Consider the following 24424-nt stretch of genomic DNA (forward strand, 5'->3'; position numbering starts at 1 on the left):
GGTCGGCCGGCGCGGGTGCCGGCTGGCCCGCCTTTGCTCCTAAGGCCAAGGCGTTCCAGGGCAGGCCAAGGCGTCCCAGGGCTCGTGCCGGCCGAGTGAGGGGCTCGCGGCGCCGCTGGTATTCTTAGGTGACGAGGCCCTTGCCGGCGCGCGGGCGGCATGCTCCGATGTGATCACATTCGCCTTGGCCGTGCCGCGCAGATGCCGGCACGCCGGGGCAGCCGGATCCCGAGGGTGCGCGCATCATGAAAGCCGTTGTCTATGAAGCCTTCGGACAGGCCCCGGAAATCCGGGTCGTTCCCGATCCTACGCCGGAGCCGCATGGCGTGGTGGTCAAGGTCGAAGCGACGGGCGTCTGCCGCAGCGACTGGCACGGCTGGGTGGGGCATGATCCCGACATCCGCCTGCCGCATGTGCCCGGCCATGAACTGGCCGGCACCATCGTCGCGGTGGGGCGCCGCGTCATCCGCTTCCGTGTGGGCGACCGGGTGACGGTGCCCTTCGTGGCCGGCTGCGGCGCGTGCCCGCAATGCCATGCCGGCCATCAGCAGGTGTGCGACCACCAGTTCCAGCCCGGCTTCACCCATTGGGGGTCGTTCGCCGAGTATGTCCGGCTCGACCAGGCCGACCTCAATCTGGTGCGTCTGCCGGAAGAGATCGATTTCGTCACCGCCGCCACGCTGGGTTGCCGGTTCGTCACCTCGTTCCGCGCGGTGGTGGACCAGGGACGCACCACGGCCGGCCAGTGGGTGGCGGTGCATGGCTGCGGCGGTGTCGGCCTGTCGGCGATCATGATCGCCGCATCGCTGGGTGCCAATGTCGTGGCGGTGGATATTTCCGACGAGAAGCTGGCGTTCGCCCGCGAGATGGGCGCGCAAGTCGTCATCAACGCCGCGCGGGTCGGCGATGTGGCGGCGGCGGTGATGGACGTCACCCAGGGCGGCGCGCATGTCTCGCTCGACGCGCTGGGACACCCGCAGACCTGTTTCAACTCGGTGGCGAACCTGCGCAAACGCGGGCGACACATCCAGGTCGGCCTGCTGCTCGCCGATCAGGCCGCCCCGCCCATTCCCATGGCGCAGGTGATCGCCAGGGAACTGGAGATCCTCGGCAGCCACGGCATGCAGGCGCATCGCTATGGCGACATGCTGGCGATGATCCGCGCCGGCACCTTGACGCCGCAGCGCCTCATCGGCCGGCGGATCACGCTGGAGGAATCGATCGCCGCGCTGACCACGATGGACCGTTTCGACGGCACGGGCGTCACGGTCGTCGACCGCTTCTGAGCGCGCGTCCTGCCGCCAGGTTCAGGCGCGCGGCGGGAGATCGGAGAGCGCGGCCTCGGTGTCGGCGGGCACCCCGGCCTGGCGCAGCGCCGCCCCCAATGCCTCGATGCCGCGCGCGACGGCTATCGGCGTGGCGCGCGGGCCGGTGTGGTTGAGGCGGATCAGATGCTCCGTGCCGGGGCCGATGCAGGCGGTGATCTCCACTTCGGCGGGGAGGGCGGCGAGCAGCGCGGCCCGATCGAGGCCCTCGGGCAGCACCGCCGCGGTGACGAGGTTCGAGGGCGCGCCGTGCGCGGGCCAAAGCGCCAGCCCGAGCCGTTCCAAGGCCCGGCGGGTCGCCGCCGCCGCAACAGCGTGGCGCTCGATGACCGCCGTCAGCCCCTCGCGCTCGATCCGGTCCAGCGCGGCGGCGAATGCGTGCCATTCCAGCGGCGCGGGCATGCCGGGCAGCGGCCCGCGTCCGGTGTCCAGCCAGCCCTGCTTGAGATCGATGAGCGAGAGGATCGAGCCGGTGGGCGCCTCCGGCCGCTCGGCCAGCGCCCAGGCGCGCGGGGTGAGCGATATCGCGGAGAGGCCGGCCGGTCCGCCCAGCGCCTTTTGCGGGCCGATGACGGCGACGTCGATGCCGAGCGCATCGATATCGAGCGCATGGCCGCCGGCGGAGGCCACCGCGTCCACCACCGTGACGATATCGCGCGCGCGGGCGAGCGCGAGGATGTCCGGCAACGGGTTGAGGATGCCGCTGGCCGATTCCGCGTGGACCAGCGAGAGCAGCGCGGTTTGCGGGTGGCGGTCAAGCGCGCCGGCGACGGCTTCCGCCTTGATCGGCTCGCCCGGTTCGGCGGTGAGGTCCACCACTTCGGCGCCGGCCCGGCGCAGCCAGCCGCCGACCATCCCGCCATAGGGGCTGGTGATGATGTTGAGCACGGGCAGGCCCGGTCGGGCGAGGCTCGCCGCCACCGCCTCCAGCGCCACCACGGCTTCGGCCTGCACGAACACGATATCGGCCTTGGTGCCGAGCAGGCTGGCCAGCCGATCGGCGATCCGGGCATAGCCGTGCGGCGGGAAAGGGGGCGGATCGAGCAGCAGCGACCAGTCGGGCGGGGTCATCCTTGTTTCTCCCTGACGAGATGGGGCACGGCGGCAATGAGCGCGCGCGCCGCCGCGCTCTCGGGCGCGCGCACGATGCGTGCCGCCGGGCCGCTCTCCACGATCCGCCCGGCTTCCATCACCGCGATACGGTGGGACACGGCGCGGACGGCGGCCAGATCATGCGAGATGAAGATGTAGGCGAGGCCGCTCGCGCGTTGCAGCTCGACCAGCAGTTCGAGGATATGCGCGCGCACCGCCACGTCGAGCGCCGAGACGGCCTCGTCCAGCACGATGAGGTCCGGCTTCAGCGCCAGCGCGCGCGCGATGGCAACGCGCTGGCGCTGGCCGCCGGACAGATCGAGGATCGAACGGCCGGCATGCTCTGGCGCAAGGCCGACGCGCGTGAGCAAACGCGCCACTTCCTCGCGCCAGGCGGCGCGCGGGGCGAGGGCGTGGATGCGCAACGGATCGGTCAGCACGCTGCCGACCGTCGCGCGCGGGTTGAAGGCGGCGAGCGGGTCCTGGAACACCATCTGCAGATGCCGGCGCGCGGCGCGCAGCGGTGCGCCGTTCAGCCCCAGCCAGTCCTGCCCGCGAAAGCGGATGCTGCCGCCCTCGGGCGCGATGAGGTGCACCAGTACCCGGGCGAGGGTCGACTTGCCGTAGCCGGAGGCGCCGACCAGGCCCAGCGTCTCGCCGGGGGCGAGGCTGAGCGACACGTCGTCCAGCGCGACGACGCGCCGTCCCCCGCTGTGGAACGACTTGGTGAGGCCCACGACCTCCAGCAGTGGCGCGGTCATGGCGCCGCCTCGCCGATGAGCGGTGGGGTGTCGAGGTCGATATGCGCGTCGAGCAGCCGTCTCGCCTCGGCGCTGATCGGCCGCTGCAGAATGTCCCCAGCCCGCCCGGCCTCGACCAGCCGTCCCGCACCCATCACCGCGATGCGATCGGCCAGTTGGGCGGCGAGCGCCATGTCGTGGGTGACGAAGATCAGCGTCATGCCTCGGTCGCGCGTCAGCGCATCGAGCAGCGCGACGATGGCCGCCTGCACCGTGGTGTCGAGCGCGGAGGTCACCTCGTCGGCGATGAGAATGGCGGGTCCGGCAGCGATGGCGGCGGCGATGGCGACACGCTGGCGCTGGCCGCCCGAGAGCTGGTGCGGATAGGCGGCGAGCAGCCGGCCGGGGTCCGGCAACTGCACCTGCGCCAGCAGGTCGGCGGCGTGGGCGCGCGCCGCGCGCGCGCTCAGGCCCAGATGGCGGCGGGCGCCCTCGGTCACCTGCTCGCCGATGGTGAGCACCGGGTTGAGACTCTGGCCCGGATCCTGGAACACATAGCCCAGATCCCGGCCGGGGTGGGGGCGCCGGCCCGATGCCGGCCAGTCGAGCGTGCCGGTGAGCGCGGCGCCCGCCGGCAGCAGCCCGGCAATGGCGCGCGCCAGCGTCGATTTGCCCGAGCCGCTCTCGCCGATAATGGCGAGTCGCTCGCCGGCGGCGATGTCGAAATCGATCGGGCCGAGCGCCGGCTGCGCGCTGCCGGCATAGCGCACGCCGAGGCCGCGCAGCCGGCAGAGCGAGGCATCGGCGCGGGGTGGAATCACGGCGTCGTCCTCCCGCGCCTTTCCAGCGCATCGCCGATGCCTTCGCTGACGAGATAGATGCCGAGCACGGTGATGACCAGCGCCAGCCCCGGCAGAAGCGAGAGCGCGGGCGCGGTGCGCAGCAGGTTGCGCCCCTCGGCGATCATCGTGCCCCAGGTGACGATGTTGGGATCGCCGAGCCCGAGGAAGGACAAAGCGGCCTCGATCAGCACCGCCGCCGCCACGATCAGCGCGGCAATGGCGAGCGCGGGCGTCAGCGCATTGGGCAGGATCTCCCGGAAGGCGATCTCCGCCGGATGCATGCCGATCACCCGGGCCGCCGCCACGAAGTCGCGTTCGCGCAGCGACAGCACCTGTGCCCGCACCAGCCGCGCCGGCTCGGTCCAGGCGCCGAGCGCGATGGCGATCACCACCGTGCCGATGGAGGGGCCGAGCGTGGAGACGAAGGCGAGCGCCAGGAGGAAGCGCGGCACCACCTGGAAGGCATCGGTGACGCGCATCAGCGCCTCGTCCACCAGCCCGCCGGCAAAGCCCGCCACCGTTCCCACCACCGAGCCGATCGCCAGCGCCGCGACCATCGCCGCCAGCCCGACGGCGAGCGAGGCGCGCGCGCCATGGATCAGCCCGGCGAGCATATCGCGCCCCAGCCGGTCGGTGCCGAGCGGCAGCCGCGCGTCGGTGAAGGGCGGCAGAAGCGCCGGGCCAGCAATGGCGAGCGGGTCGCGCGGGGCCAGCCATGGCGCGGCGATGGCGCCGAGCGCGATGGTCGCAATGATGAGGAGGCCGGCCATGCCGGCGCCCGAGCGCAGGTAGCGGCGCAGAAAGGCCATCAGCTCGCGTGCCCCGCGCCGATGCGCGGGTCGAGCCACGCATAGAGAAGATCGACGGCGAGGTTGATGGCGATCACCATCACCGCGCTCACCAGGATGATGCCGGCCAAGAGCGGCCCGTCGCGCCCGGCCACCGCTTCGCTGGCCAGCCGCCCGAAGCCGGGAATGGCGAAGACGCTCTCGATGACGACGGACCCGCCCAGCATGGCGGCAGCCTGAAGGCCGAGCATGGTAACGAGCGGCAGCAGCGCGTTGCGCGCCACGTGCCGCCACACGATGCGTCGCCGCGACAGCCCCTTGGCCTGCGCGAAGGTCACAAAATCCAGCCGCCAGACCTCCGCCATGGCCGAGCGCATGACGCGCAGGAACAGCGCGAGATAGATGAAGCCGAGCGCCGCCACCGGCAGCACGAGATGACGGGCGATGTCGGCCGCCCGCGCCAGCCCGGTCTTGCCGGAGGCGATGGTCTCGATGCCGGAGCCCGGCAGCCAGCGCAGGTCCACCGCGAAGAACAGCACCAGCACCAGCCCGAGCCAGAAGCCCGGTATGGCATAAAGCGCGAGCGAGCCCACCGAGAGCAGCCGGTCGGTGAGGCTGCCGGGCCGCGCCCCGGCCGCCACGCCGAGCAGCGAGCCGAGCCCGAAGGACAGCGCCAGCGCCGCGCCCATCAGCATGAGCGTGTTCGGCAGGCGCTCGGCGATCAGCGCGCCGACCGGCCGGTCGAAGGCCAACGACCAGCCGAGATCGAGATGGGCCAGCGCGGCGAGATAGATCCACAGCCGGGCGAGAACGGATTGGTCGAGGCCGTAATGTTGGCGCATCTGCGCGACGAGGTTCGCATCGCCGCCGCCGCTGGAAACGAGATAGGCATCGACCGCGTCGCCCGAGGCCAGTTCCAGCAGCAGGAAGGTGGCGAGCACAAGGATCAGCAGCACCGGGACGGCCGCCAGCGCGCGTCGGCGCACGAGAACCCAACTGCGTGTCACCCCGACGCCCCGTCTGCCGCCGCGCCCGCCTGTCCGCCTGTCTGCCCGTGCCTCACCCCTTCAGCGCCGTGTCCGACCAGTTGGAAACGGCCCAGCGCGGGTTGCTGGCGACATTCTCCACCGTGTCGCGTGCCACCGTGATGAAGCCCCACTCGGCGACGTTGATCAATGGCAGGTCGGCCGCCACCAGCTTCTGGAAGGTCTTGTAGAGCTGGGTGCGGGCGCCGGTATCCACCGTGCGCGCCGCCTGGGCGATCACCGCGTCGATCTCGGCGCTCACAAAGCCGCCCTGGTTGGAGAAGGGCACGCCGGCCGGCAGGCCCGACTTGACCAGGATGGTGGTGGAGATGGCGGGATCGCCGCGGAACACCGGCGGCGCCACCGCGAGGTCGAAGGCGTGGTCGGTGTAGACCGCCTTGATATGGGCGGCGGCGTCATTGTTGACGAGCTGCGCGTCGATGCCGATGGCGGCCAGCGCCTGCTTGAGATAATCGCCGAACTGCCGCGTCTCGTTGAAATAGGGTGCCGGCAGCAGCTTCAGCGAAAAGCGCACGCCATTGGCGCCGCGCGCATAGCCGGCTTCGTCCAGCAGGGCGTTGGCGCGTGCGACATCGAACGGATAGGTCTCGACATCGGCCGTGTAGAACTCGCTGGCATTCTTCGGCACCGGCCCGGTCGAGGCGGTGGCGTAGCCGAGGAAGATGGTGTCGACGACATATGTGCGGTCGATCGCGTGGGCGATGGCCTGGCGCACCTTGAGGTCGGCCAGTTCCTTGCGCCGGTGGTTGATCTCGACCACGAGCTGGTAGGTCAGCCCCTCATAGCCCTCAGGGATCACCTTGATGCCCGGCACCTTGGCGATGCGGGCGAGATCGGCCAGCGGCACGGCGGAGAAGGCGGCGAGCTGGATCTCGTCCGCCTCCAGCGCGGCGCCCGCGCCCGCCCGGTCGGGCAGCACGCGGAACACGATCTCCTCCAGCGCCGGCTTGCCGGTGTCCCAATAGGCGTCGTTGCGGGTGAGCCGGTAATACTGGCCGGGCTTGTATTCGGCGAACTTGTAGGGACCGGTGCCGACCAGCTGCACATTGGCCGGGTTGGTGGCGATGTCGGTGCCCTCATAGAGGTGCCTGGGCAACACGGCGGTTACCGCCGGCAGCGCGTTGCGGATCAGCTGGATGGGCGTTGGCTGGCTGAAGCGGAACACGGCGGTGAGCGGGTCCGGCGTGTCCACCGCCGTCAGGTCGGCGAAGATGGTACGGCCGAGATTCTGCAGCGGCTTCCATACCTGAAGCGCGGAGAAGGCGACGTCGGCCGAGGTGAAGGGCTTGCCGTCATGCCAGGTGACGCCGGGGCGCAAATGGAAGGTGACGGAAAGCCCGTCGCTCGATCCTTCCCAGGAGAGCGCCAGACGCGGCGCCAGACCGTTCTCGCCGGTATAGGAGGCTTCCGCCAGCGGCTCGATCACCTTGCTGGCCACGAAGAACACGCCGTTCGAGGCGACGATGGCGGGGTTGAGGTTCTTCGGCTCGGAATCGGCGGCGACGACCAGCCGGCCGCCTCCCGCCGCGTGAGCCCGCAGGCCGAGTGCGGCCAGACCCGCCAGCGCGGCGGTGCCTTGCAGAAGGAGGCGGCGTGAAACGGTCAAAACAGCCATGACGTGCTCGGATGCGGTCGCTCGTGACAGACGCGCCGACGATCCGTCCCCTGGTCAGATGTCGTATGGACCAAGATGAGACACCGAAGTCGCGTCACTTTCAATAGGATTTATACTATTTTTGTAGGTTTTCGCTGCGCGAGCGCAGAAATGGCGCAAGCATTCATGACGCTGGGTAAGATGCCGGCGTCGGTCGTCGCCCCGCCGCCCGATGCCGCTGTGTTACTCCCCGCGGGGATAGCGGCGGTCGTCTTCCAGATTGTTGAGATCGAGGTGGTTGCGCATGTACTGCTCGGAGGCCTTCTGCAGTGGCTGGAAATCCCAGGGGTAATAGGCGCCGTTGCGCAGGGCGGGGTAGACCACGTGTCGACGCGCCTGGCTGGCGCGCACCTCGGCGTCGAAGCGGGCGAGGTCCCATTTCTCCGCCGCGAGCGCCTTCAGCCGGGCCTCGACCTCGGCAAGCGCAGGATCGCCGGCGCGGTTGACGCGCTCCAGCGGGTCGGCCTCGAGATCGAACAGCAGGGCGGGATCGGAGGCGCTGACGGCGTATTTCCACGCCCCGTCGCGCAGCGCGACCAGCGGCTCGCGCGAGCCTTCGGCCGCATATTCCATATAGACCGGCCCCCGCGTGCCACCACTGGCAAGCGAGACGACCGACTCGCCGTCGGTCCACGGGCGGATCTCGGCGAGGTCGATGCCGGCCAGTTCGGCGAGGGTGGGGGTGAGGTCGAGCGTCGAGACCGGCGTGTCGATGCGGCCGGTGGAAAGGCCCGGCGCGGATATCATGAAGGGCACGCGGGCCGAGCCCTCGAAGAAGCTCATCTTGAACCACATGCCGCGCTCGCCCAGCATGTCGCCATGGTCGGAGAGGAAGACGACGATGGTGTCGTCGGCCAGCCGCAGCCGCTCCAGCAGGGCGAGAAGGCTTCCGATCTTCTCGTCGAGATAGGAGATATTGGCGAAATAGGCCTGCCGCGAGCGCCGCACCTGATCGCGGGTGATCGCGTAGTCGGCCGCGTTGCACGCCTCGAGCAGGCGCACCGAATGCGGATCGAGCTCGCGTGCGAGAATTGCCGGCACGGCGGGATCAAGCTCGGGCGCGCCGTCATAGAGATCGAAGAAGCGGCGGCGCGCGACATAGGGGTCGTGCGGGTGGGTGAAGCTGACGGTGAGCGCCCACGGTCGCGGATTTGGCTCGCGCGCGATGTCATAGAGCTTGCGCTCGGCCTGGAAGGCGACCTCGTCGTCATAGTCGAGCTGGTTGGTGATCTCGGCGACGCCCGCGCCGGTGACGGAGCCGAGATTGTGGTACCACCAGTCGATGCGCTCGCCCGGCTTGCGATAATCCGGCGTCCAGCCGAAATCGGCGGGGTAGATATCCGTGGTCAGGCGCTGCTCGAAGCCGTGCAACTGGTCGGGGCCGACGAAGTGCATCTTGCCCGACAGGCAGGTGGCATAGCCGGCGCGGCGCAGATGATGGGCGAAGGTCGGGATGTCGGAGGCGAACTCGGCGGCATTGTCATAGACGCGGGTGCGCGAGGGCAATTGCCCGCTCATGATCGAGGCGCGCGCCGGGGCGCAGAGCGGGCTCGGCGTATAGGCCTGCGCGAAGCGGGCCGAGCGCGCGGCCAGCGCCTTCAGATGCGGCGCCTTGAGGAAATCGGCCGGCCCATCCGGGAAGAATGTTCCGTTCAGCTGGTCGACGACGAAGATCAGGATGTTGGGACGTGTCGTCGATGGTGACATGGAACGTAACCTGGAACGCCTGTGCCGGAAATGCGGCCGACGTCGGCAGGGCGGGCGACGGCGGCGGAAGGATGCCCATCGTACAGTCATCCCCCGCCGGGGAAAGGTGAATGTCCGCCTTCCCCGGCGGGTTTTGCGCGACCTGATGATCGCGCGCCGTCAGCCGGTGGCCACCTCGCTCATCGTCTTGACCAGCAGCACACCGACCGTGGCGCCGGCATCCTGCAGGCCGCGGGTCTTCTCCTGGAAGGCGGCCGCCTTGCCGTGCTGGGCCACCAGGGTCTTGGTGCGCTCCAGCGCCGCCTCGGCCTCTTCCGCCGCCGCCGCCAAAGCCGGGGCCAGCGCGGCGCCGGAAGCGGCCTGCGCTTCCAGCACGCGCGCGACCGGATCCAGCACGTCGAGAATGGTCTTGTCGCCGACCTTCGCCTTGCCGCGCTCGGCGATGCCGGTGGTGTAGGCGCGCCAGAAGGCGGCCAGTTCCGGCGTGCCGATCGCGTCCTTGCCCTCCAGCGCCTTGGCGCCGCGCAGGAAGCCGGTGGCGGTGAGCGTGCCCATGGTGGAGGGCGCGGTCTTCGCCATGGTGGCGCCGGCGCTGCGCAGCAGCTTGGTGAGCCCCGCCGCCGGCCCTTCCGCCGCCACCGCGTCATAGGCGGCGGCGAAGGACTTCGCCATGGTGATGCCGAGATCGCTGTCGCCGACCTTGCCGTCGAGCGCGATCAAAAATTCGCGCTGCGCGGCGAACATGTCGCGCCAGGCGCGGATGAGGTCGATGAGGTCCTCGGCGCGGATCGCGTCCATGGGGTGTCTCCTCACGCCTTGTAATGGGCGAAGAACGGCGTGTTCGCCGGGGCGGCGATCAGCGGATCCAGCTCGGTGTCGAGCTTCAAGACCGAGATCGAGGCGCCGGCCATTTCCATGGCGGTGGCGAACTCGCCGATCCAGACATATTTCACCCTGGCGCCCTTTTCCTCGAACAGCTGCGAGACGCGGCGGAACAGGATGTAGAGCTCTTCCTTCGGCGTGCCGCCGAGGCCGTTTACCAGCACCGCGAATTCGTCGCCGCTGCCCGCCGGCAACTCGGCGAAGACACGGGCCATCATCTGGTCGACCACCGCGTCGGCGGGGGCGAGCCTGGTGCGGCCGATGCCGGGCTCGCCATGGATGCCCATGCCGATTTCCATCTCGTCCGCGCCCACCTCGAAGGTGGCATGGCCGACTTCCGGTACCACGCAGCTGGACAGCGCGACGCCGATGGTGCGCACATTCGCTCGCGCCTTGTCGGCGAGGCGCGTCACCTCGTCGAGCGAAAGCCCGTTCGCCGCCGCCGCGCCGGCCGCCTTGTAGACGAAGAAGATGCCGGCGACGCCGCGCCTTTTGTGCTCCTCGCCGACCACCGAGGAGGCGACGTCGTCATTGCCGACGACCTGCTTCACCGTGATGCCGTCAAGGTCGGCCAGCTCGGCGGCCATGTCGAAATTGATGATGTCGCCAGTGTAGTTGCCATAGATGTAGAGCACGCCGGCGCCCTGATCGATGGCCTTGGTCACTTCGTACATCTGCTCGGCGCTGGGCGACTGGAACACGCCGCCGACGGCGCAGCCATCGAGCATGTTGTCGCCGACATAGCCGAGGAACAGCGGCAGGTGTCCCGAGCCCCCGCCCGTGGCGATGCCGACCTTGCCCGCCTTGCGGCTGGCGACGACGAGGCAGCGCCGGTCGTCGTTCACATAGGTCACCTGCGGATGCGCCCGGTAGATGCCGTCCAGCATCTCGTCGACGAAGTTCGCCGGATCGTTGAGAAACTTCTTCATTGTCCTGTTAACTCCCAAAGCTCGTTACCCAACGGCGCGTTGACCCGACGGCTCAGCTTTTCTTCTGCGCGGTCACGAAGAAGGCGGCGGCGAGCAGGATGAAGCTGCCGACCACGACGCGCTGCCAGGTGGATGGAATGCCGACCATGACCAGCACGCTGTTGACCACCACCACCAGCAGCACGCCCAAGAGCGTGCCCAGCACCGAGCCGGTTCCCCCGGTGATGCGCGCCCCGCCCAGCACCACGGCGGCGATGACGTTGATCTCGCTGCCGACGAGGTCGAACGGGTTCGACTGCCGGTTGGCGCAGGTGTGGATGATGCCCGCCAGCCCCGCGAGGCCGCCGGCATAGGCGAACAGGAAGATGTGGATGGTCCTGAGGCTGTAGCCGAGGCGCTCGGCCACATTGGCATTGCCGCCCACCGCGAAAATGGCGCGGCCCATCAGGGTGCGGTTCAGCATCCACCACGTCCCCAGCGCGGCCGCCGGCAGCACGAGGAAATAGAAGGGCAGGGTGATGGTGCGCCCGTCCGCCGCGTCGAACTGTACCAGCGGCAGGCGCCCGAATGCGCCCATGTTCGGCGGCAGCGACATGATCCAAACCGTGCCGATGAAGGCGAGCAGGATGCCGCGAAACAGATATTGCGTGCCGATGGTGACGATCAGCGAGGGCACCTTCAGGTGATGCACCAGCAGGCCGTTGACGACCCCGAGCAGCGCACCGCCAGCCACCGCCGCCACCAGCACCAGCGCGATCGGCGCGTCGGGCCAGTGGTTCTTCACGAGAAGCGTCAGCGAGTACATGGTGAAGGCGGCGATGGCGGTGAACGACACGTCGATGCCGCCCGCCGCCAGGATGATGAACACCCCGAGCGCGAACAGCCCCATCACCACGCTCGCCCGGCCGATATCGACCAGCGAGGACGGCTGCAGGAAGGCCGGGTTGATGAGGGAGACGGCGACGCAGATCGCCAGCAGCAGCGCGAAGGTGATGATTTCCGGCCGTCGGCGCACCAGCGCCATGAAGGCGTTCGGCCGGCCCGCGGGTGCGGCGGCGCTGTCGTGGAGATGGGTGGCGCTCATGGGCGGGACTCCGTCGCGACGGCAGGCCGCGTCTGGGCGGCGGATGCGGGTTTGGCGGCGAGCATCGCCCGGTAGAGAAGGTCCTCGTCCGCCGCCCGCGCGTCATGTTCGGCGACGATGCGCCCGCCGTTCATCACCAGGATGCGGTCGCAGTTCTGCAAGAGTTCCGGCAGGTCGTCGCTGACGATGACGAGGCCCATGCCCTGTTCGGCGAGCAGCTGGATCACCCGGTAGATGGTGTCCTTGGAACCGACATCGACGCCGACCGTGGGACCGTGCAGCACGAGCAGCTTCGGCCGGATGGACAGCCAGCGGCCGATCAGCACGCGCTGCTGGTTGCCGCCCGACAGCGCGCCGACCGGCAGGTCGAGGTTCCGGGTGTTGAGCCGCATGTCCTGCGAAAGCGTGTCGGCGAGGGCGCGGCCCTTCGCCTGGTCGACGATGCCGAAGGCGTTGGCGAGCTGGCGCACGACGAGGGCGATCTCGTTCTCCAGGATCGACTTGTCGAGGAACAGGCCTTCCGCCAGCCGGTCCTCCGGCACATAGCCGATGCCGAGCCGGATCGCCTGCGCGGGATGGCGGATACGCTCCACCCGGCCCTCGACGGCGATGCTGCCGTCCACCGCCGGCATCACGCCGGCAATGGCCATGGCGAGTTCGTTGCGCCCGGAATCGGCCAGGCCGGTGATGCCGACGATCTCGCCCCGGTGCACGGTGAAACTGACGTCGCGCAGGTAAGGCGGGCGGGAGAGGCCGCGGACCGCGATCAGCTCCTCCGTCCCCGCCGTGCCGGTGCGGTAGCGTTCGGCGTCGATCCGGCGGCCGGTCATCAATTCGGCCAGCTGCTGCTTCGTGTAGTCGGCGAGCGGACCCTGCGCCACGCACTGGCCGTCGCGGAAGACGATGGCGTGGCCGCCGATACGGTAGCACTCGTCGAGCTTGTGGGTGACGAACAGCACCGCCACGCCTTCCGAGCGCAGGCGCTCGACCACGGTGATGAGGTTGTCCACCTCGCGGCGGGTGAGCGAGGTGGTCGGCTCGTCCATGATCACCATCTTCGCCCGGGTGGCGATGGCGCGGGCGATGGCGATGAGCTGGCGCTGCGCCAGCGGCAGGTCCGAGACCACGGTGGAGAGGAAGGCGCGGTCGGCCGGCAGTCCGACGGCTTTCAGCGCCGTGGCCGCCGTCTCGCGCAGGCGGGCGCGATCGAACAGGCGGGCCAGCCGGCCGCCATGGGCGACCAGCTGCTCGCTGAGCGCGACATTCTCCGCCACGGTGAGGTTGGGCAGCAGCGAGAGGTCCTGATAAACGGTCTCGATGCCCGCGCTGAGCGACTGGATCGCGGTGAGCGAGCGGTGGCTCGTGCCCTCCAGGATGATCTCGCCTTCGTCCGGCGCGTGCGCGCCGGACATGATCTTGATGACGGTGCTTTTGCCGCAGCCATTCTCGCCGAGCAGGTGATAGGCCTCGCCGGGCCGGATGGTGAAGCCGACCCCGCGCAGCGCGTGCACGCCGCCGAAACGCTTGTGAATGCCGCGCAGCTCCAGGAACGGGCGTGCGGGCGTGGTCGCGGCGCTGGCGGCAGACGTGGCCGGGGCGATGGAGGCGTGGGACACGGGGTTTTCCTGACACCGGAGGCGGCGCGCGCCGGCAAGGGCGCGGGCAGGAGCGCCGGGGAACGACGATGGTGTTCCCCGGCTTTTGCGGCTATCGGGCGATCAGAAGAGGAATTCCTTGTAGTTGGCCTTGTCGGCGATCACCATGCCGTTGCCGACGATGAGCACGCCCACGCCCGGCCCCTTGGTGACCTTCACCTTCTCGTAGCCGGGCACGCCGAGATTGGCGCCGTCCTCGATCTTCTTGCCGGCGATCAGGCTCTTGGCGACCGAGTTCATCGCCATGCCAGCCTTCTGCGGATCCCAGAAGCCGATGGCGGTGATGGCGCCGGACTCCAGCAGATCCTGCGAGGGGTTGGGCAGGCCGGTGCCGACCAGGCACACCTTGCCCGAGAGGCCCGCTTCGTCGATGGCACGGCCGACGCCCAGCACATCATTGCCGGCCGAGGTCTGGAAGCCCTTGATGTCGGGGTGCTTGCGCAGGATTTCCTTGGCCTTCTCATAGGTGCCGTTGGCGTCGTCGAACGATTCGTTGTTCGCGTCGACCAGCGCCATGTCGGGGTGCTTGGACTTGGCGTTGGCTTCGCCCGCGCCGACCCACTGCATGTGCGTGCGGCTGCCGAGCGAGCCGACGAAGGTGGTCCACTTGCCCTTGCCGCCCATGCAGGTGGCGAGGCGCTCGTTGAGGGCGCGGCCGTAATCGGCGTTGTCGAACGCCTCGACGTCGGCGTTGGTGTTCTTCTGGTTGTCCGCCTCATGGGTCACGACGATGATGCCGCGATCCATGGCGCGCTTGAGCGTGCCCTCCAACACGGACGGGTCCATCGGCACCACGGCGAGCCCGTTCACGCCCTTGGCGATGAGATCGGTGACGATCTGCAACTGCTGGGCGGCGTCGGCGGTGGCCGGGCCATACTGGGTGGCGACGACGTCCGGATTGTCTTTCTGGAACTGCTTGACGCCGGTTTCCATGCGGTCGAACCACGGAATGCCGCTGATCTTCACCACGGTGGCGATGACCGGCTTGTTCTGGGCCATCAGCGCGCCGGCGGAGCCGGCGATGAGGGCCGCAGCCAGGGTCGAGCCGAGCAGAACCTTCTTGGAAAGGGTTCCCATCGTTTCCTCCATTGTTGTTGTCACCCTCAGGACCAGTTTCGATGCGTGAGGGCGCGCATCACACGAGCTTGGTGCTCTTGTTGGGAATGAGGAAGCCGACCACGTTGTAGCGGCCGACCGCCAGGAAGGTCAGGAGCAGCGCCCCCCACGCGAAATCGCGCACGAAGTTGGAGAGCCCGCCGAAATTCAGCATGCTGGACATGAGCTGCAGCGCGATCGCCGCCAGCACCACGCAGACCACCCGGCCATAGCCGCCCTCGGGGCGAACGCCGGCCATGACGGCGATGAGGATGGCGATCAGCAGGTAGGACGTGCCGTAATCCCACTTCACGTTGACGTTGCGGGCGGCGATGATGATGCCGGCGAGGCCGGAGAGCAGGCCGCTCGTCGCATAGGTGGTGATCAGCACGCCCGTCCGGGGAAAGCCGGCATAGGTGGCGGCCTTCGGGTTGGTGCCCATCAGCATCAGCCACAGGCCGAACGGGGTGAATTTCAGCAGCGCGGCGACCAGCGCGGCGACGCCGATGAAGATGAGGAAGCTGATCGGCACGCCGAGGAACAGGCCGTTGCCGATCTGCGCCAGCAGGTCCGGGCTGCCCACTGCCACCGCGCGCCCGTCGGAGGCCACGACAGCAAGGCCGGTGAACAGCATCTGCGTGCCCAGCGTGCACAGGATGGGCGTGATGTTGAGGCGGCTGATCAGCAGCCCGTTGACCGTGCCGCCGATGAGGCCGACCAGCAGTGCCCCGATGATGAAGGCCAGCGAATAGGCGCTGGACGGATCGGCGCTCGACAGGAACTTGCCGGCCACGACCGCCGCGACCACGCCCGACAGGTTGGCCAGCGCGATTCCGGAGAGGTCGATGCCGCCATTGCCGGCGCACATGGCCAGCATCACGCCGATGGCGAGGAAGCCGATTTCCGGCAATTGCCCGGCCATGGACTGGAGATTGAACGGGGCGAGGAACGAGCCGCCGGAAATGGCCGCGCCAAGGCCCAGCACCGCCACGTTGATGACGATGAGCAGGACCAGCTGTCCGCCGGTATTCCGCATGGTCTCCTCCCGAGCCTGGTTCGTTTTTTAGTAAATTCTGACCAGCTTTACTAAATGCGTAGCAAAGCCTTTGGCAGGGTGCAAGCGGCAGCGTGGTCGGTTTCGCGCGTGTCGTGCCAGGGAGGAGGGGCGGCAACGGGCGCGCGCCTGACCAAATGCACGCCATGCCCCGCGACGGCGTCGGGATCGCGTGACGGTTGGTTTCTGGTATACCAGAAATCCTTATTTTATATGCATTGCAGCAAAGTTCTCTGTTGCCGTCCATCGCTCCGGCCCGTGCCGAGGCGCGCGCCGCGTGCGTCGGCTGCTCAACATACGGACGCTGCCGGCCCAATTATTGGGCGCCATCCAGGCGGTCTCACTATCCTCGCATGGCTCGGTGGCAAGGCAGTTGCAACGTCACGCTTTTTGCCTTAACCGTCGGAAAGAGAGCCTGAATGTTTACTAAACAAAAATCGCCCTTGGGCGGCTATAACGGCTCCAGGAAGCGCTTCGCGTCATGAAAGCAAGGAAGTCTTTCACCATCAGGGACATAGCCGGAGCGGCGGGAGTTTCCCCGGCGACGGTGTCGTTGGTGCTGAACGGCAAGGGCGAGATTTCCGGCCTCACCCGTGCCCGCGTGCTGGAGGCGGCCGCCCGGCTCAACTATGCCCCGCGCATCGTCCGCACCCGCACGGAAGCGACCGGCACGATCCGCTTTCTCAAGATCGCCAAGCACGGCCATACGGTGAACCGCGACCACAGCGTGTTCGTCTCCGACTATATTGACGGCATGTCGGCCGAGGCGACGCGGCGCGGCTTCACGCTGGAGGTGGTCAGCCATGAGTGGCAGAGCATCATCGCGGTCGCTGACACGCTGGCGGTGGCGCCGGTGAGCGGTGTCATCGCGCTCGGCACCGAACTGTCCGAGGTCGACATAAGGGTGCTGCAGGGCGTCGGTCTGCCGACCGTGTTCATCGACACGTTCTACGACGTGGTCGAGGCCAATTTCGTCAACATGAACAATGAGGATGCGGTGTATCAGGTGCTGGCGCGGCTGCGCCAGCAGGGGTTCTCGCGCATCGGCTTCGTGGCGAGCCATGTCGACACCACGAATTTCCGCCTGCGGCAGGAGGCGTTCCACCGCAACATGGCGCGGCTCGGCCTCGAGGTCGATCCGGCGCATATCCTCTCGGTGGAATCGACCCATGACGGCGCCCATGCCGACACGGTGAAGGCGCTGGCCGAGGGCATCGATCTCGCCGATTGCTATTTCTGCACCAACGATGTCATCGCTTACGGCTTCATCAAGGCCCTGCGCGAGTTCAACATCGCCATTCCCGACGATGTCGGGGTGGTCGGCTTCGACAATCTGCCGCTCTCCTCCACCATGGAGCCGGCGCTGACCACGATCGACGTCTCCAAGCGCAAGATCGGCAATCTCGCCGTCACCGTGCTCGACGACCTCATCAATGCCGCCGAGCCGCCGCCGCCGGTGAAGATCCTGGTCGGCGCCCGCCTCGTCACCCGCATGAGCGACCGCGGGCCGGCCGAGCCGCGTCCGGCGCCGCGATCGGTCCGCCGGCGCGGCGTCGCCGAAACCGCCTGAGGAGACGTCATGCCCCGGATCGCCCTCATCCACACGGTGCCCGCGCTGGTGCAGCGCTTCCGTCCGCTGGTCGAGGAGGCGCTGCCCGCCTGGGAGCGCGTTCACCGGGTCGATGAAAGCCTCCTGGCGGATACGATCCGCGAGGGCCGGCTGACGGAGGCGACCGAGGCCCGGCTCGCCGCGCATGTGCGCGACGCGGCCGGTTCGGCCGATGCCGTGCTCGTCACCTGTTCGACGCTCGGCGAGGCGGTCGACCGGCTGCGGCCGCACAGTCCCGTGCCGCTGTTCCGCATCGACCGCGGCATGGCCGAGGCGGCGGTTCGGCAGGGGTCCCGCATCGGCGTGCTGGCGACGCTCCCCACCACGCTGGGGCCCACGCTGCGGCTGATCCGGGACACCGCGCTGGCGCAGGGGCGCGAGATCACGGTGTTGGAGCGGCTGTGCGAGGGCGCTTTCGCCGAACTCGCGCAGGGCCGCCGCGATGTGCATGACGCGATGATCCGCGCGGCGTTCGATGAGGTGGCGCCGCAGGTCGATGTCGTGGTGCTGGCGCAGGCCTCCATGGCCAGCGCCCTCGACGCCGCGTCCGATGGGCCGGTTCGCGTGCTCACCAGCCCTGAACTCGGCATCGCCGCAATTGCCGTCGCGCTCGGCGCACGAGACGAGGCCTGAACGGCCGCGCGACACATCCGCCATCTCAGGGAGACGCCTTCGATGAAATACCGCACGCTCGGCCGCTCGGGCCTCAAGGTTTCGGCGCTCAGCATGGGCACGTTTTCGTTCGGCGGCGTCGGTGATTTCGCCAAGGTCGCCAATCACGGCGTGAACGAGGCGCGCCGGCTGGTGGATGTGTGTCTCGATGGCGGCATCAATGTCATCGACACCGCCAACATGTATTCGCTCGGCCGCTCGGAGGAGATTGTCGGCGAGGTGCTGGAGGGGCGGCGCGAGCGGGTGCTGATCTCGTCGAAGGCGCGCATGCGCATCGGGGAGGGACCCAATGACGAGGGCACCTCGCGCTATCACCTCATCCGCGAATGCGAGAACAGCCTGAAGCGCCTGCGCACCGATCATATCGACATCTATTTCCTGCACGAATGGGACGGTCTCACCACGATCGAGGAAACGCTTTCCGCGCTCGACGCGCTGATGCGGCAGGGCAAGATCCGCTATATCGGCTGCTCCAACTATTCCGGCTGGCACGTGATGAAGGCGCTCGGCATCGCCGAGGCGAAGAACCTGCCGCGCTTCGTCACCCAGCAGATCCACTACACGCTGGAGGCGCGCGAGGCGGAATACGAGTTGCTGCCCATCGCCATCGACCAGGGCGTGGGGGTGATGGTGTGGAGCCCGCTGGCTGCCGGCCTGCTCTCCGGCGCCTTCGGGCGCGACAAGTTCCCGGCGGATTCGCGCCAGGCCGCCGGCTGGACCGAGCCGCCGATCCGCGACCGCGAGCGGCTATGGGCCATCGTCGACGTGCTGAACGACATCGCGTCCGCGCACGGCGTCACTGCCGCGCAGGTATCCATCGCCTGGACCCTGTCGCGCCCGGGCATCGCCTCGCTGGTGGTGGGCGGCACGCAGGAGAGCCATTTCCAGGACAATATCGCCGCCGTCGCTCTCGAACTGACGGCCGAGGAGCTGGAGCGGCTGAATCAGGTGAGCCGGCCGCCCTATCTCTACCCCTACTGGCACCAGCACAATTTCGCCCGCGACCGCTTCAGTGCCGGTGACTGGGCGCTGCACGCGAGCTTCGAGGATCTCGGCAAGGTCTGATCGGCGCCGGGCTCACCGTCGGCGGGAGTGCCGCCCGGCCGCGATGCCGCTTTGGCGTCGGCGTCATCACGATACCGCCGTGCAGCGGCACTTCCCGGCTACCATGTGTCGATAGGCGGGGCGGGGCGTTCCGCGGGCCGGTTGGAGTGAGTGATGGGGATGCGTGCGGGCGGCTCGCGGATGAGGATTGCGCGGCCGGTCTGCGTTCCCGGGGCTTCGGGTCAGTCGCCGCGACGGGTTCCGAAGCCTCGTCTCTCCACGGACGCAAGCGATGCGCCGGGGTGGCGCATGTCGGGCGAGACCAAGCCTTGAGAAGGCCTCGGCCGGCCTCGCTGCGTCCGGCGGACCGAGAGAGCGGTCCATGCCAGCGATCTGCGCAGAGTGCGGCCGGATAAGGCGGGCTCCCCATCGGAGCCGGTTTCATGACCGACCATTTTAAAAGCAGCGTCCAGCGTTATCCGGTGTTCGCGGTTCACCGTGCTAATGCTATTGTGAGACGTGTTTCGAGTGTCTGATGGCGCAAGAACTGATGCCCACAATACTGATCATCGATGATAGCTCGACCAATAGGCGCATCTATTCGAGGCTTGCCCGGCAGCTTGAATCAAATGTCAACGTCCGCTCGTTTGAAAACCCGACGAAGGCGCTCGATTGGCTGACAGAGCACACCGCCGATCTGATCATTACCGACTACAAGATGCCGATGATGTCCGGCGCGGCGTTGATTACCGCCATCCGCGCCAATTCGCTCAACCGGGACGTGCCGATCATCGTCGTCACGGCCTATAGCGATCAGCAGTATCGGCTTACCTCTCTAGAGGCGGGAGCCACGGATTTCCTGCTCAGCCCGGTGGATCACGTCGAGTTCCTTGCCCGCGCGCGCAACCTCCTGAAGCTGCGGACGCAGCAGCTGCAGATCCTGCGGCGCGCGGATTTTCTGGAGAGCACGCTCAGCGCCAAGGAGCAGCTGCTGCGGGAGAGCCGGGAGGCGCTGGCGCAGGTTATCGATACCGTACCGGCCATGATCAGCGCGACGGACCGCGAAGGGCGCTGCGTGTTCGTGAACGCCCATCAGGCCGCGTTCATCGGCAAGCTGCCGGGCGATCTGGTCGGCCAGCCCATCGAGGTGCTGCTAGGCGAGGAGCGGGCGCATATCAGCCGTCGCCTCGACCAGCTGGTCGTGATGACCGGCCGCGCCATCCCCTCCCGCGAGGAGGAGGTGCAGGCCCCCAATGGCGATGTCCGCATCTATCTCACCAGCAAGGCGCCGCTCTATGACGGGAGCGGCGATATTGCCAGCGTCCTGACGACCTCCATCGACATCACCGAGCGGCGCCATGCCGAAAAGCGCCTGCAACATATTGCCAGCCACGATTCGCTCACGGGCCTGCCCAACCGCATGATGCTGCGCGACCACCTGCGCCGCGAACTGGCGCGCGGGCGACGTGGCGACCAGCATTTCGCGCTGCATTTCATCGACCTCGACCGCTTCAAGGCCATCAACGACGCGCACGGCCATCACCGGGGCGACGAGTTGCTCCAGCGCGTCGCGCGGGCGCTCACCGGGCTGGTCGGCAGCACGCATATCGTCGCGCGGCTGGGCGGCGACGAATTCGCCATCCTGCAGCCCGATATTGACGGCCCCGAGGATGCCGAGCGGCTGGCGCAGGCGATTCTTCACCTGCTCAACAGCGACGAGGACAGCCTGGAGGCGCTCAAGATCGGCGCCAGCATCGGCGTCACGCTCGCGCCGCTGGACGGAACCGACCCGGACGAACTGCTGAAGAACTCGGACCAGGCGATGTATCTGGCCAAGTCGCTCGGTGGAGGCACCTGGCGGTTCTTCGCCGCCGACATGCGCCCGCGCGCGAGCCAGACCGCGCAGTTGCAGGCGGAGATGCGCGGCGCGCTGACGCGGCGCGAATTCGTTCTGTTCTACCAGCCGCAGATCGACCTGCGCAGCAACAAGGTAGTGGGGGGCGAGGCGCTGCTGCGCTGGCAGCACCCGCAGCACGGCCTCTTGATGCCGGCCTCCTTCCTCGGCCTGGCGGAGGAAAGCGGCCTGATCGTGCCCATCAACGAATGGGCATTGAACGAAGCCTGCCGGCAGGGCGCGCTATGGGAGGCGGAGGGCCTTGGCGAACTTCGCATCGCGGTGAACCTCTCGCCCATCCAGTTCCGCCGGCAGGGCGTGGAAAGCCTCGTCAAGGACGCGCTGCGCACCACCGGCTTCCGCCCGACATCGCTGGAATTGGAAGTGACGGAAGGCATCCTGCTGGGCCATGACGAGCAGATCGTCACGCAGATGCATGTGCTGCGCTCGCTGGGCGTGACCCTCTCGGTCGACGATTTCGGCACCGGCTACTCCTCCCTCAGCTATATCCGCCGCTTTCCCCTGCACCGGCTGAAGATCGACCGCTCCTTCGTGCAGGATCTCGGCAGCGATCCCAGCGCGCTGGCCATCGTGCGCACCATCATCGATCTCGGCCATATCCTTCATCTGCAGGTGCTGGCGGAGGGCGTGGAGGAGGAATCGCAGCTGGCGCTGCTGCGTTCGGAAGGGTGCGACGAGGTGCAGGGCTATTATTTCAGCCGGCCCATTCCAGCCGACGCCTTCGCCACCTGGGTGAGCGAGCACGAGCGGGCGAACGCCGACGTCGCGTCGAGGCCGACGGAGAGCGAACATGCGGGCCCGGGCTAGGGCGCTTCAGGCTCTCGGCGTGCCCTTCCGCTGGATGGCGGCGCGGCTGCGCGGCCGCCCTGACAGCGAACACGAGATGAGCTTCAACCGGCTCGTCTTCTCGCTCATCATCGTCCTCGTTCTGGTGGTGAACCGCAGCAGCAGCGATCTCGGCTACGCGCTGAACGTGATGGCGCTGTACATCCCGCTCGCGCTGGGCGTGCTCGGCCATATCCTGCTCTATCCCGGCGTGTCGCGCGCGCGGCGGATCTTCGCGCTGCTGCTCGATTGCGGGTTCCTGTCCTGGCAGCTGCACCTGGGCGGGGAGGTGGCCGCGCTGTTCTTTCCGATCTACCTCTGGGTGATCTTCGGCAACGGCTTCCGCTTCGGCCTCACCTCGCTGGCCATCGCCATTCCGGTGGCGACGATCTGTTTCGGCATCGTCGTGCTGACCACGCCATTCTGGTACGAGCGCTGGCACCTGTCGCTGGGGCTGCTGATCGGCCTCGTCATCCTGCCGGCCTATGCCGGCACGTTGATCCGCAAGCTCTCGCAGGCGACGCAGGCGGCGGAGGAGGCCAGCCAGGCGAAGAGCCTGTTCCTCGCCAGCGTGAGCCACGAACTGCGCACGCCGCTCACCGCCATCGTCGGCATGACCGGCCTGCTGCGGGCCAGCCCGCTGATTGCCGAGCAGCGCGAGATGGTCGAGACGGTGGATGTCGCCAGCCGCTCGCTGCAATCGCTGATCAACAGCTTGCTCGACCTCTCGCGCATCGAGGCCGGGCGCATGCCGGTGTCGGACGAGCCGTTCGATCTCGTCGCACTGCTGGTCGATTCGCGCCGGCTGGTGGAAGCGCAGGTGCGCGAGCGGGGGCTGAGCTTCGACATTCACGTGACCCCCCGCACGCCGCTGCGCCTCTCCGGCAGCCGCCAGCATCTGCACGAGATCCTGGTCAACCTGGTCGGCAATGCGGTGAAGTTCACCCGCGAGGGCGGCGTGACGATCGCGGTGGATGGCGAGCCGGCCGACGATGGCCGCGTGCGGCTCACCATCGAGGTCACCGACACCGGCATCGGCATCGCGCCGCAGGACCAGGAGCGCATCTTCGAGGATTTCACCCAGGCCGATGCCAGCATCCTGAACCGCTTCGGCGGTACGGGGCTCGGCCTTGCCATCGCGCGGCGGCTGGTGGAACTGCTGGGCGGCTCCATCGCGGTGGAGAGTGCGCTCGGGGAGGGCAGCACGTTCCGCTTCGACATGACCCTCGCAGCGCTTGCCGAGGATGAGCGGGCCGATGAGACCGTGTGGCGCGAGCGGGGTGTGGTGCTGGTCTGCCGCGACCCCGCGTCGCTGGCGGAACTGATGACCACGCTGTCCGCGCTGGGCATCCGGCCGATGATCGCCGATCCGCGGCAGGGGCCGGCGCGGATGTTTCCGCCGCAGGCCGCCGGCGCCATCCGCCTGCTGTTCGAGCCCCACACCCGCAACCTGCCGCTTCTATCGGCCGTCACGGGTGGCTCGACGCCGAAAGTGCTGATGATCCAGCCGGGCGCCGCGCCGACGCTGCCGCCGCTGGCCGTGCGCCAGCGCTGCGCCAGCCTCATATCGGCGCGTCCGAGCCTGGAGGAGATGCGCCACGCCCTCAGCCTCGCCGCCCGGCTCGCGGCGCCGGCGACGGGTCCGATCGCCCCCGTGCGTCCGGCGCGGCCGAGCCGGGCGCGCCGCGTGCTGCTGGCAGACGACAACCGCATCAACCAGAAGGTGTTCTCACGCATCCTCGAAGCGGCCGGTCACGCGGTGCTGGTGGCCGAAACCGGCGATCAGGCGCTCGACCTGCTGGAGGACAAGGCGGACCAGATCGACATCGTGCTGATGGATTTCAACATGCCCGATACGGACGGGCTGGAAGCCACCAAGCTCTACCGCATGATGGCGACCGGGGGGCGGCGGCTGCCGATCGTCGGCCTGACGGCGGATGCGACGGCGCTCATGGACAATCGCTGGCGGGATGCCGGCATGGACGAGTGCCTGATCAAGCCGGTCGAGCCGGCCGCGCTGCTGGCCGCGGTGGACCGCATCGCGCGCGACGATCCCGGCCGTCCGGCCCGTCTGCTCCCACGGCCGACGCTGGTTCATTCGGACACGCCGCCCAGCCTGGACGAGAAGGCGGTGGAGAGCCTCAGCCGGCTCGGCGGCGCGGAATTCGTCACTGAATTGATGGAAGACTATCTCGCCGATGCCGAGATCATGCTCGATCGGCTGACCCGGAGCGCGACCAGGGGCGACCTGACGGCCTTCCGCACCGATGCCCATGCGCTGCAGAGCAGTTCAGCCAATATCGGCGCTCTCGCGCTCGGCCGGATCTGCGCGCCGTGGCGGGATCTGCGGGGGGAGGAATTGCGGGAGGGCGCGCCCGAATTCGCGCGGGTCGCCAAGGCGGAACTGAAGCGCACGCAGAAGGCCATGCGCGCCTATTCGGCGCGCGAGGCCGGCTTGGGCTGACC

19 protein-coding genes are annotated in these 24424 nt (G+C 68.4%); 6 read left to right on the forward strand and 13 right to left on the reverse strand.

The annotated features are described in order from the left end of the window. Nucleotides 1–245: 245 nt before the first annotated feature. Nucleotides 246–1286: a zinc-dependent alcohol dehydrogenase family protein gene (locus FHS55_RS11135; RefSeq protein WP_183189842.1), complete on the forward strand. Its 1041-nt coding sequence runs from the start codon at nt 246–248 to the stop codon at nt 1284–1286. Between the two features lie 21 nt (nt 1287–1307). Here the strand turns inward: FHS55_RS11135 and FHS55_RS11140 are convergent, their stop codons facing one another. The 13 genes from FHS55_RS11140 to FHS55_RS11200 form a co-directional block, all read right to left on the reverse strand. Next, nucleotides 1308–2396 carry an aminotransferase class V-fold PLP-dependent enzyme gene (locus FHS55_RS11140; protein ID WP_183189843.1) on the reverse strand — a complete coding sequence of 363 codons (1089 nt, stop codon included), beginning with the start codon at nt 2394–2396 and terminating at the stop codon, nt 1308–1310. Next, nucleotides 2393–3178 (reverse strand): ATP-binding cassette domain-containing protein, encoded by a 786-nt coding sequence (locus tag FHS55_RS11145; protein ID WP_183189844.1) that lies wholly within the window; start codon nt 3176–3178, stop codon nt 2393–2395. Before FHS55_RS11145 ends, FHS55_RS11140 begins: the two co-directional genes overlap by 4 nt. Further along, entirely contained in the window at nt 3175–3978 is an 804-nt protein-coding gene (locus FHS55_RS11150) for an ATP-binding cassette domain-containing protein (RefSeq protein WP_425485803.1), read from the reverse strand. The genes FHS55_RS11145 and FHS55_RS11150 overlap by 4 nt, the downstream gene beginning before the upstream one ends. Continuing rightward, a complete protein-coding gene (locus tag FHS55_RS11155) occupies nt 3975–4808 on the reverse strand; it encodes an ABC transporter permease (protein ID WP_183189845.1) in 834 nt (277 codons plus the stop codon). The genes FHS55_RS11150 and FHS55_RS11155 overlap by 4 nt, the downstream gene beginning before the upstream one ends. Further along, complete coding sequence (locus FHS55_RS11160) at nt 4808–5794, reverse strand: ABC transporter permease subunit (RefSeq protein WP_183189846.1); 987 nt, start codon at nt 5792–5794, stop codon at nt 4808–4810. Before FHS55_RS11160 ends, FHS55_RS11155 begins: the two co-directional genes overlap by 1 nt. Nucleotides 5795–5846: 52 nt before the next feature. Further along, nucleotides 5847–7448 carry an ABC transporter substrate-binding protein gene (locus FHS55_RS11165; RefSeq protein ID WP_183189847.1) on the reverse strand — a complete coding sequence of 534 codons (1602 nt, stop codon included), beginning with the start codon at nt 7446–7448 and terminating at the stop codon, nt 5847–5849. Between the two features lie 222 nt (nt 7449–7670). After that, the gene (gene betC, locus FHS55_RS11170) at nt 7671–9194 is read right to left on the reverse strand and encodes a choline-sulfatase (protein ID WP_183189848.1); all 1524 of its coding nucleotides are present in this window, start codon (nt 9192–9194) and stop codon (nt 7671–7673) included. Between the two features lie 159 nt (nt 9195–9353). Continuing rightward, nucleotides 9354–9992, reverse strand: coding sequence for a dihydroxyacetone kinase family protein (locus FHS55_RS11175; RefSeq protein ID WP_183189849.1), 639 nt, complete (start codon nt 9990–9992; stop codon nt 9354–9356). A gap of 11 nt (nt 9993–10003) precedes the next feature. Further along, nucleotides 10004–11005: a dihydroxyacetone kinase subunit DhaK gene (locus FHS55_RS11180; RefSeq protein WP_183189850.1), complete on the reverse strand. Its 1002-nt coding sequence runs from the start codon at nt 11003–11005 to the stop codon at nt 10004–10006. 52 nt (nt 11006–11057) lie between these two features. Continuing rightward, on the reverse strand, nt 11058–12029 hold the full coding sequence (locus FHS55_RS11185; RefSeq protein ID WP_246340120.1) for an ABC transporter permease: 972 nt from the start codon (nt 12027–12029) through the stop codon (nt 11058–11060). A 56-nt stretch (nt 12030–12085) separates the two neighbouring features. Then, nucleotides 12086–13705 (reverse strand): sugar ABC transporter ATP-binding protein, encoded by a 1620-nt coding sequence (locus FHS55_RS11190; RefSeq protein ID WP_425485804.1) that lies wholly within the window; start codon nt 13703–13705, stop codon nt 12086–12088. A gap of 102 nt (nt 13706–13807) precedes the next feature. Further along, entirely contained in the window at nt 13808–14821 is a 1014-nt protein-coding gene (locus FHS55_RS11195; RefSeq protein ID WP_183189852.1) for a substrate-binding domain-containing protein, read from the reverse strand. A gap of 58 nt (nt 14822–14879) precedes the next feature. Beyond that, nucleotides 14880–15875, reverse strand: a complete 996-nt coding sequence (locus FHS55_RS11200; RefSeq protein WP_183189853.1) for an ABC transporter permease — start codon at nt 15873–15875, stop codon at nt 14880–14882. Between the two features lie 499 nt (nt 15876–16374). On the opposite strand from FHS55_RS11200, the gene FHS55_RS11205 reads away from it, so the two are divergent. The 5 genes from FHS55_RS11205 to FHS55_RS11225 all read left to right on the forward strand — a co-directional run bounded on the left by FHS55_RS11205 (nt 16375) and on the right by FHS55_RS11225 (nt 24422). After that, the gene (locus FHS55_RS11205) at nt 16375–17463 is read left to right on the forward strand and encodes a LacI family DNA-binding transcriptional regulator (RefSeq protein ID WP_183189854.1); all 1089 of its coding nucleotides are present in this window, start codon (nt 16375–16377) and stop codon (nt 17461–17463) included. A 9-nt stretch (nt 17464–17472) separates the two neighbouring features. Then, on the forward strand, nt 17473–18135 hold the full coding sequence (locus FHS55_RS11210; protein WP_183189855.1) for an aspartate/glutamate racemase family protein: 663 nt from the start codon (nt 17473–17475) through the stop codon (nt 18133–18135). A gap of 42 nt (nt 18136–18177) precedes the next feature. Continuing rightward, nucleotides 18178–19239: an aldo/keto reductase gene (locus FHS55_RS11215; RefSeq protein ID WP_183189856.1), complete on the forward strand. Its 1062-nt coding sequence runs from the start codon at nt 18178–18180 to the stop codon at nt 19237–19239. A gap of 514 nt (nt 19240–19753) precedes the next feature. After that, complete coding sequence (locus FHS55_RS11220) at nt 19754–21940, forward strand: EAL domain-containing protein (RefSeq protein ID WP_246340068.1); 2187 nt, start codon at nt 19754–19756, stop codon at nt 21938–21940. Further along, nucleotides 21924–24422: a sensor histidine kinase gene (locus FHS55_RS11225; protein WP_183189857.1), complete on the forward strand. Its 2499-nt coding sequence runs from the start codon at nt 21924–21926 to the stop codon at nt 24420–24422. The genes FHS55_RS11220 and FHS55_RS11225 overlap by 17 nt, the downstream gene beginning before the upstream one ends. The last annotated feature ends 2 nt before the right edge of the window (nt 24423–24424 follow it).

Origin of the sequence: Ancylobacter tetraedralis (genome assembly GCF_014195655.1) — a bacterium.
GTDB classification, from domain to species: Bacteria; Pseudomonadota; Alphaproteobacteria; order Rhizobiales; family Xanthobacteraceae; genus Ancylobacter; species Ancylobacter tetraedralis.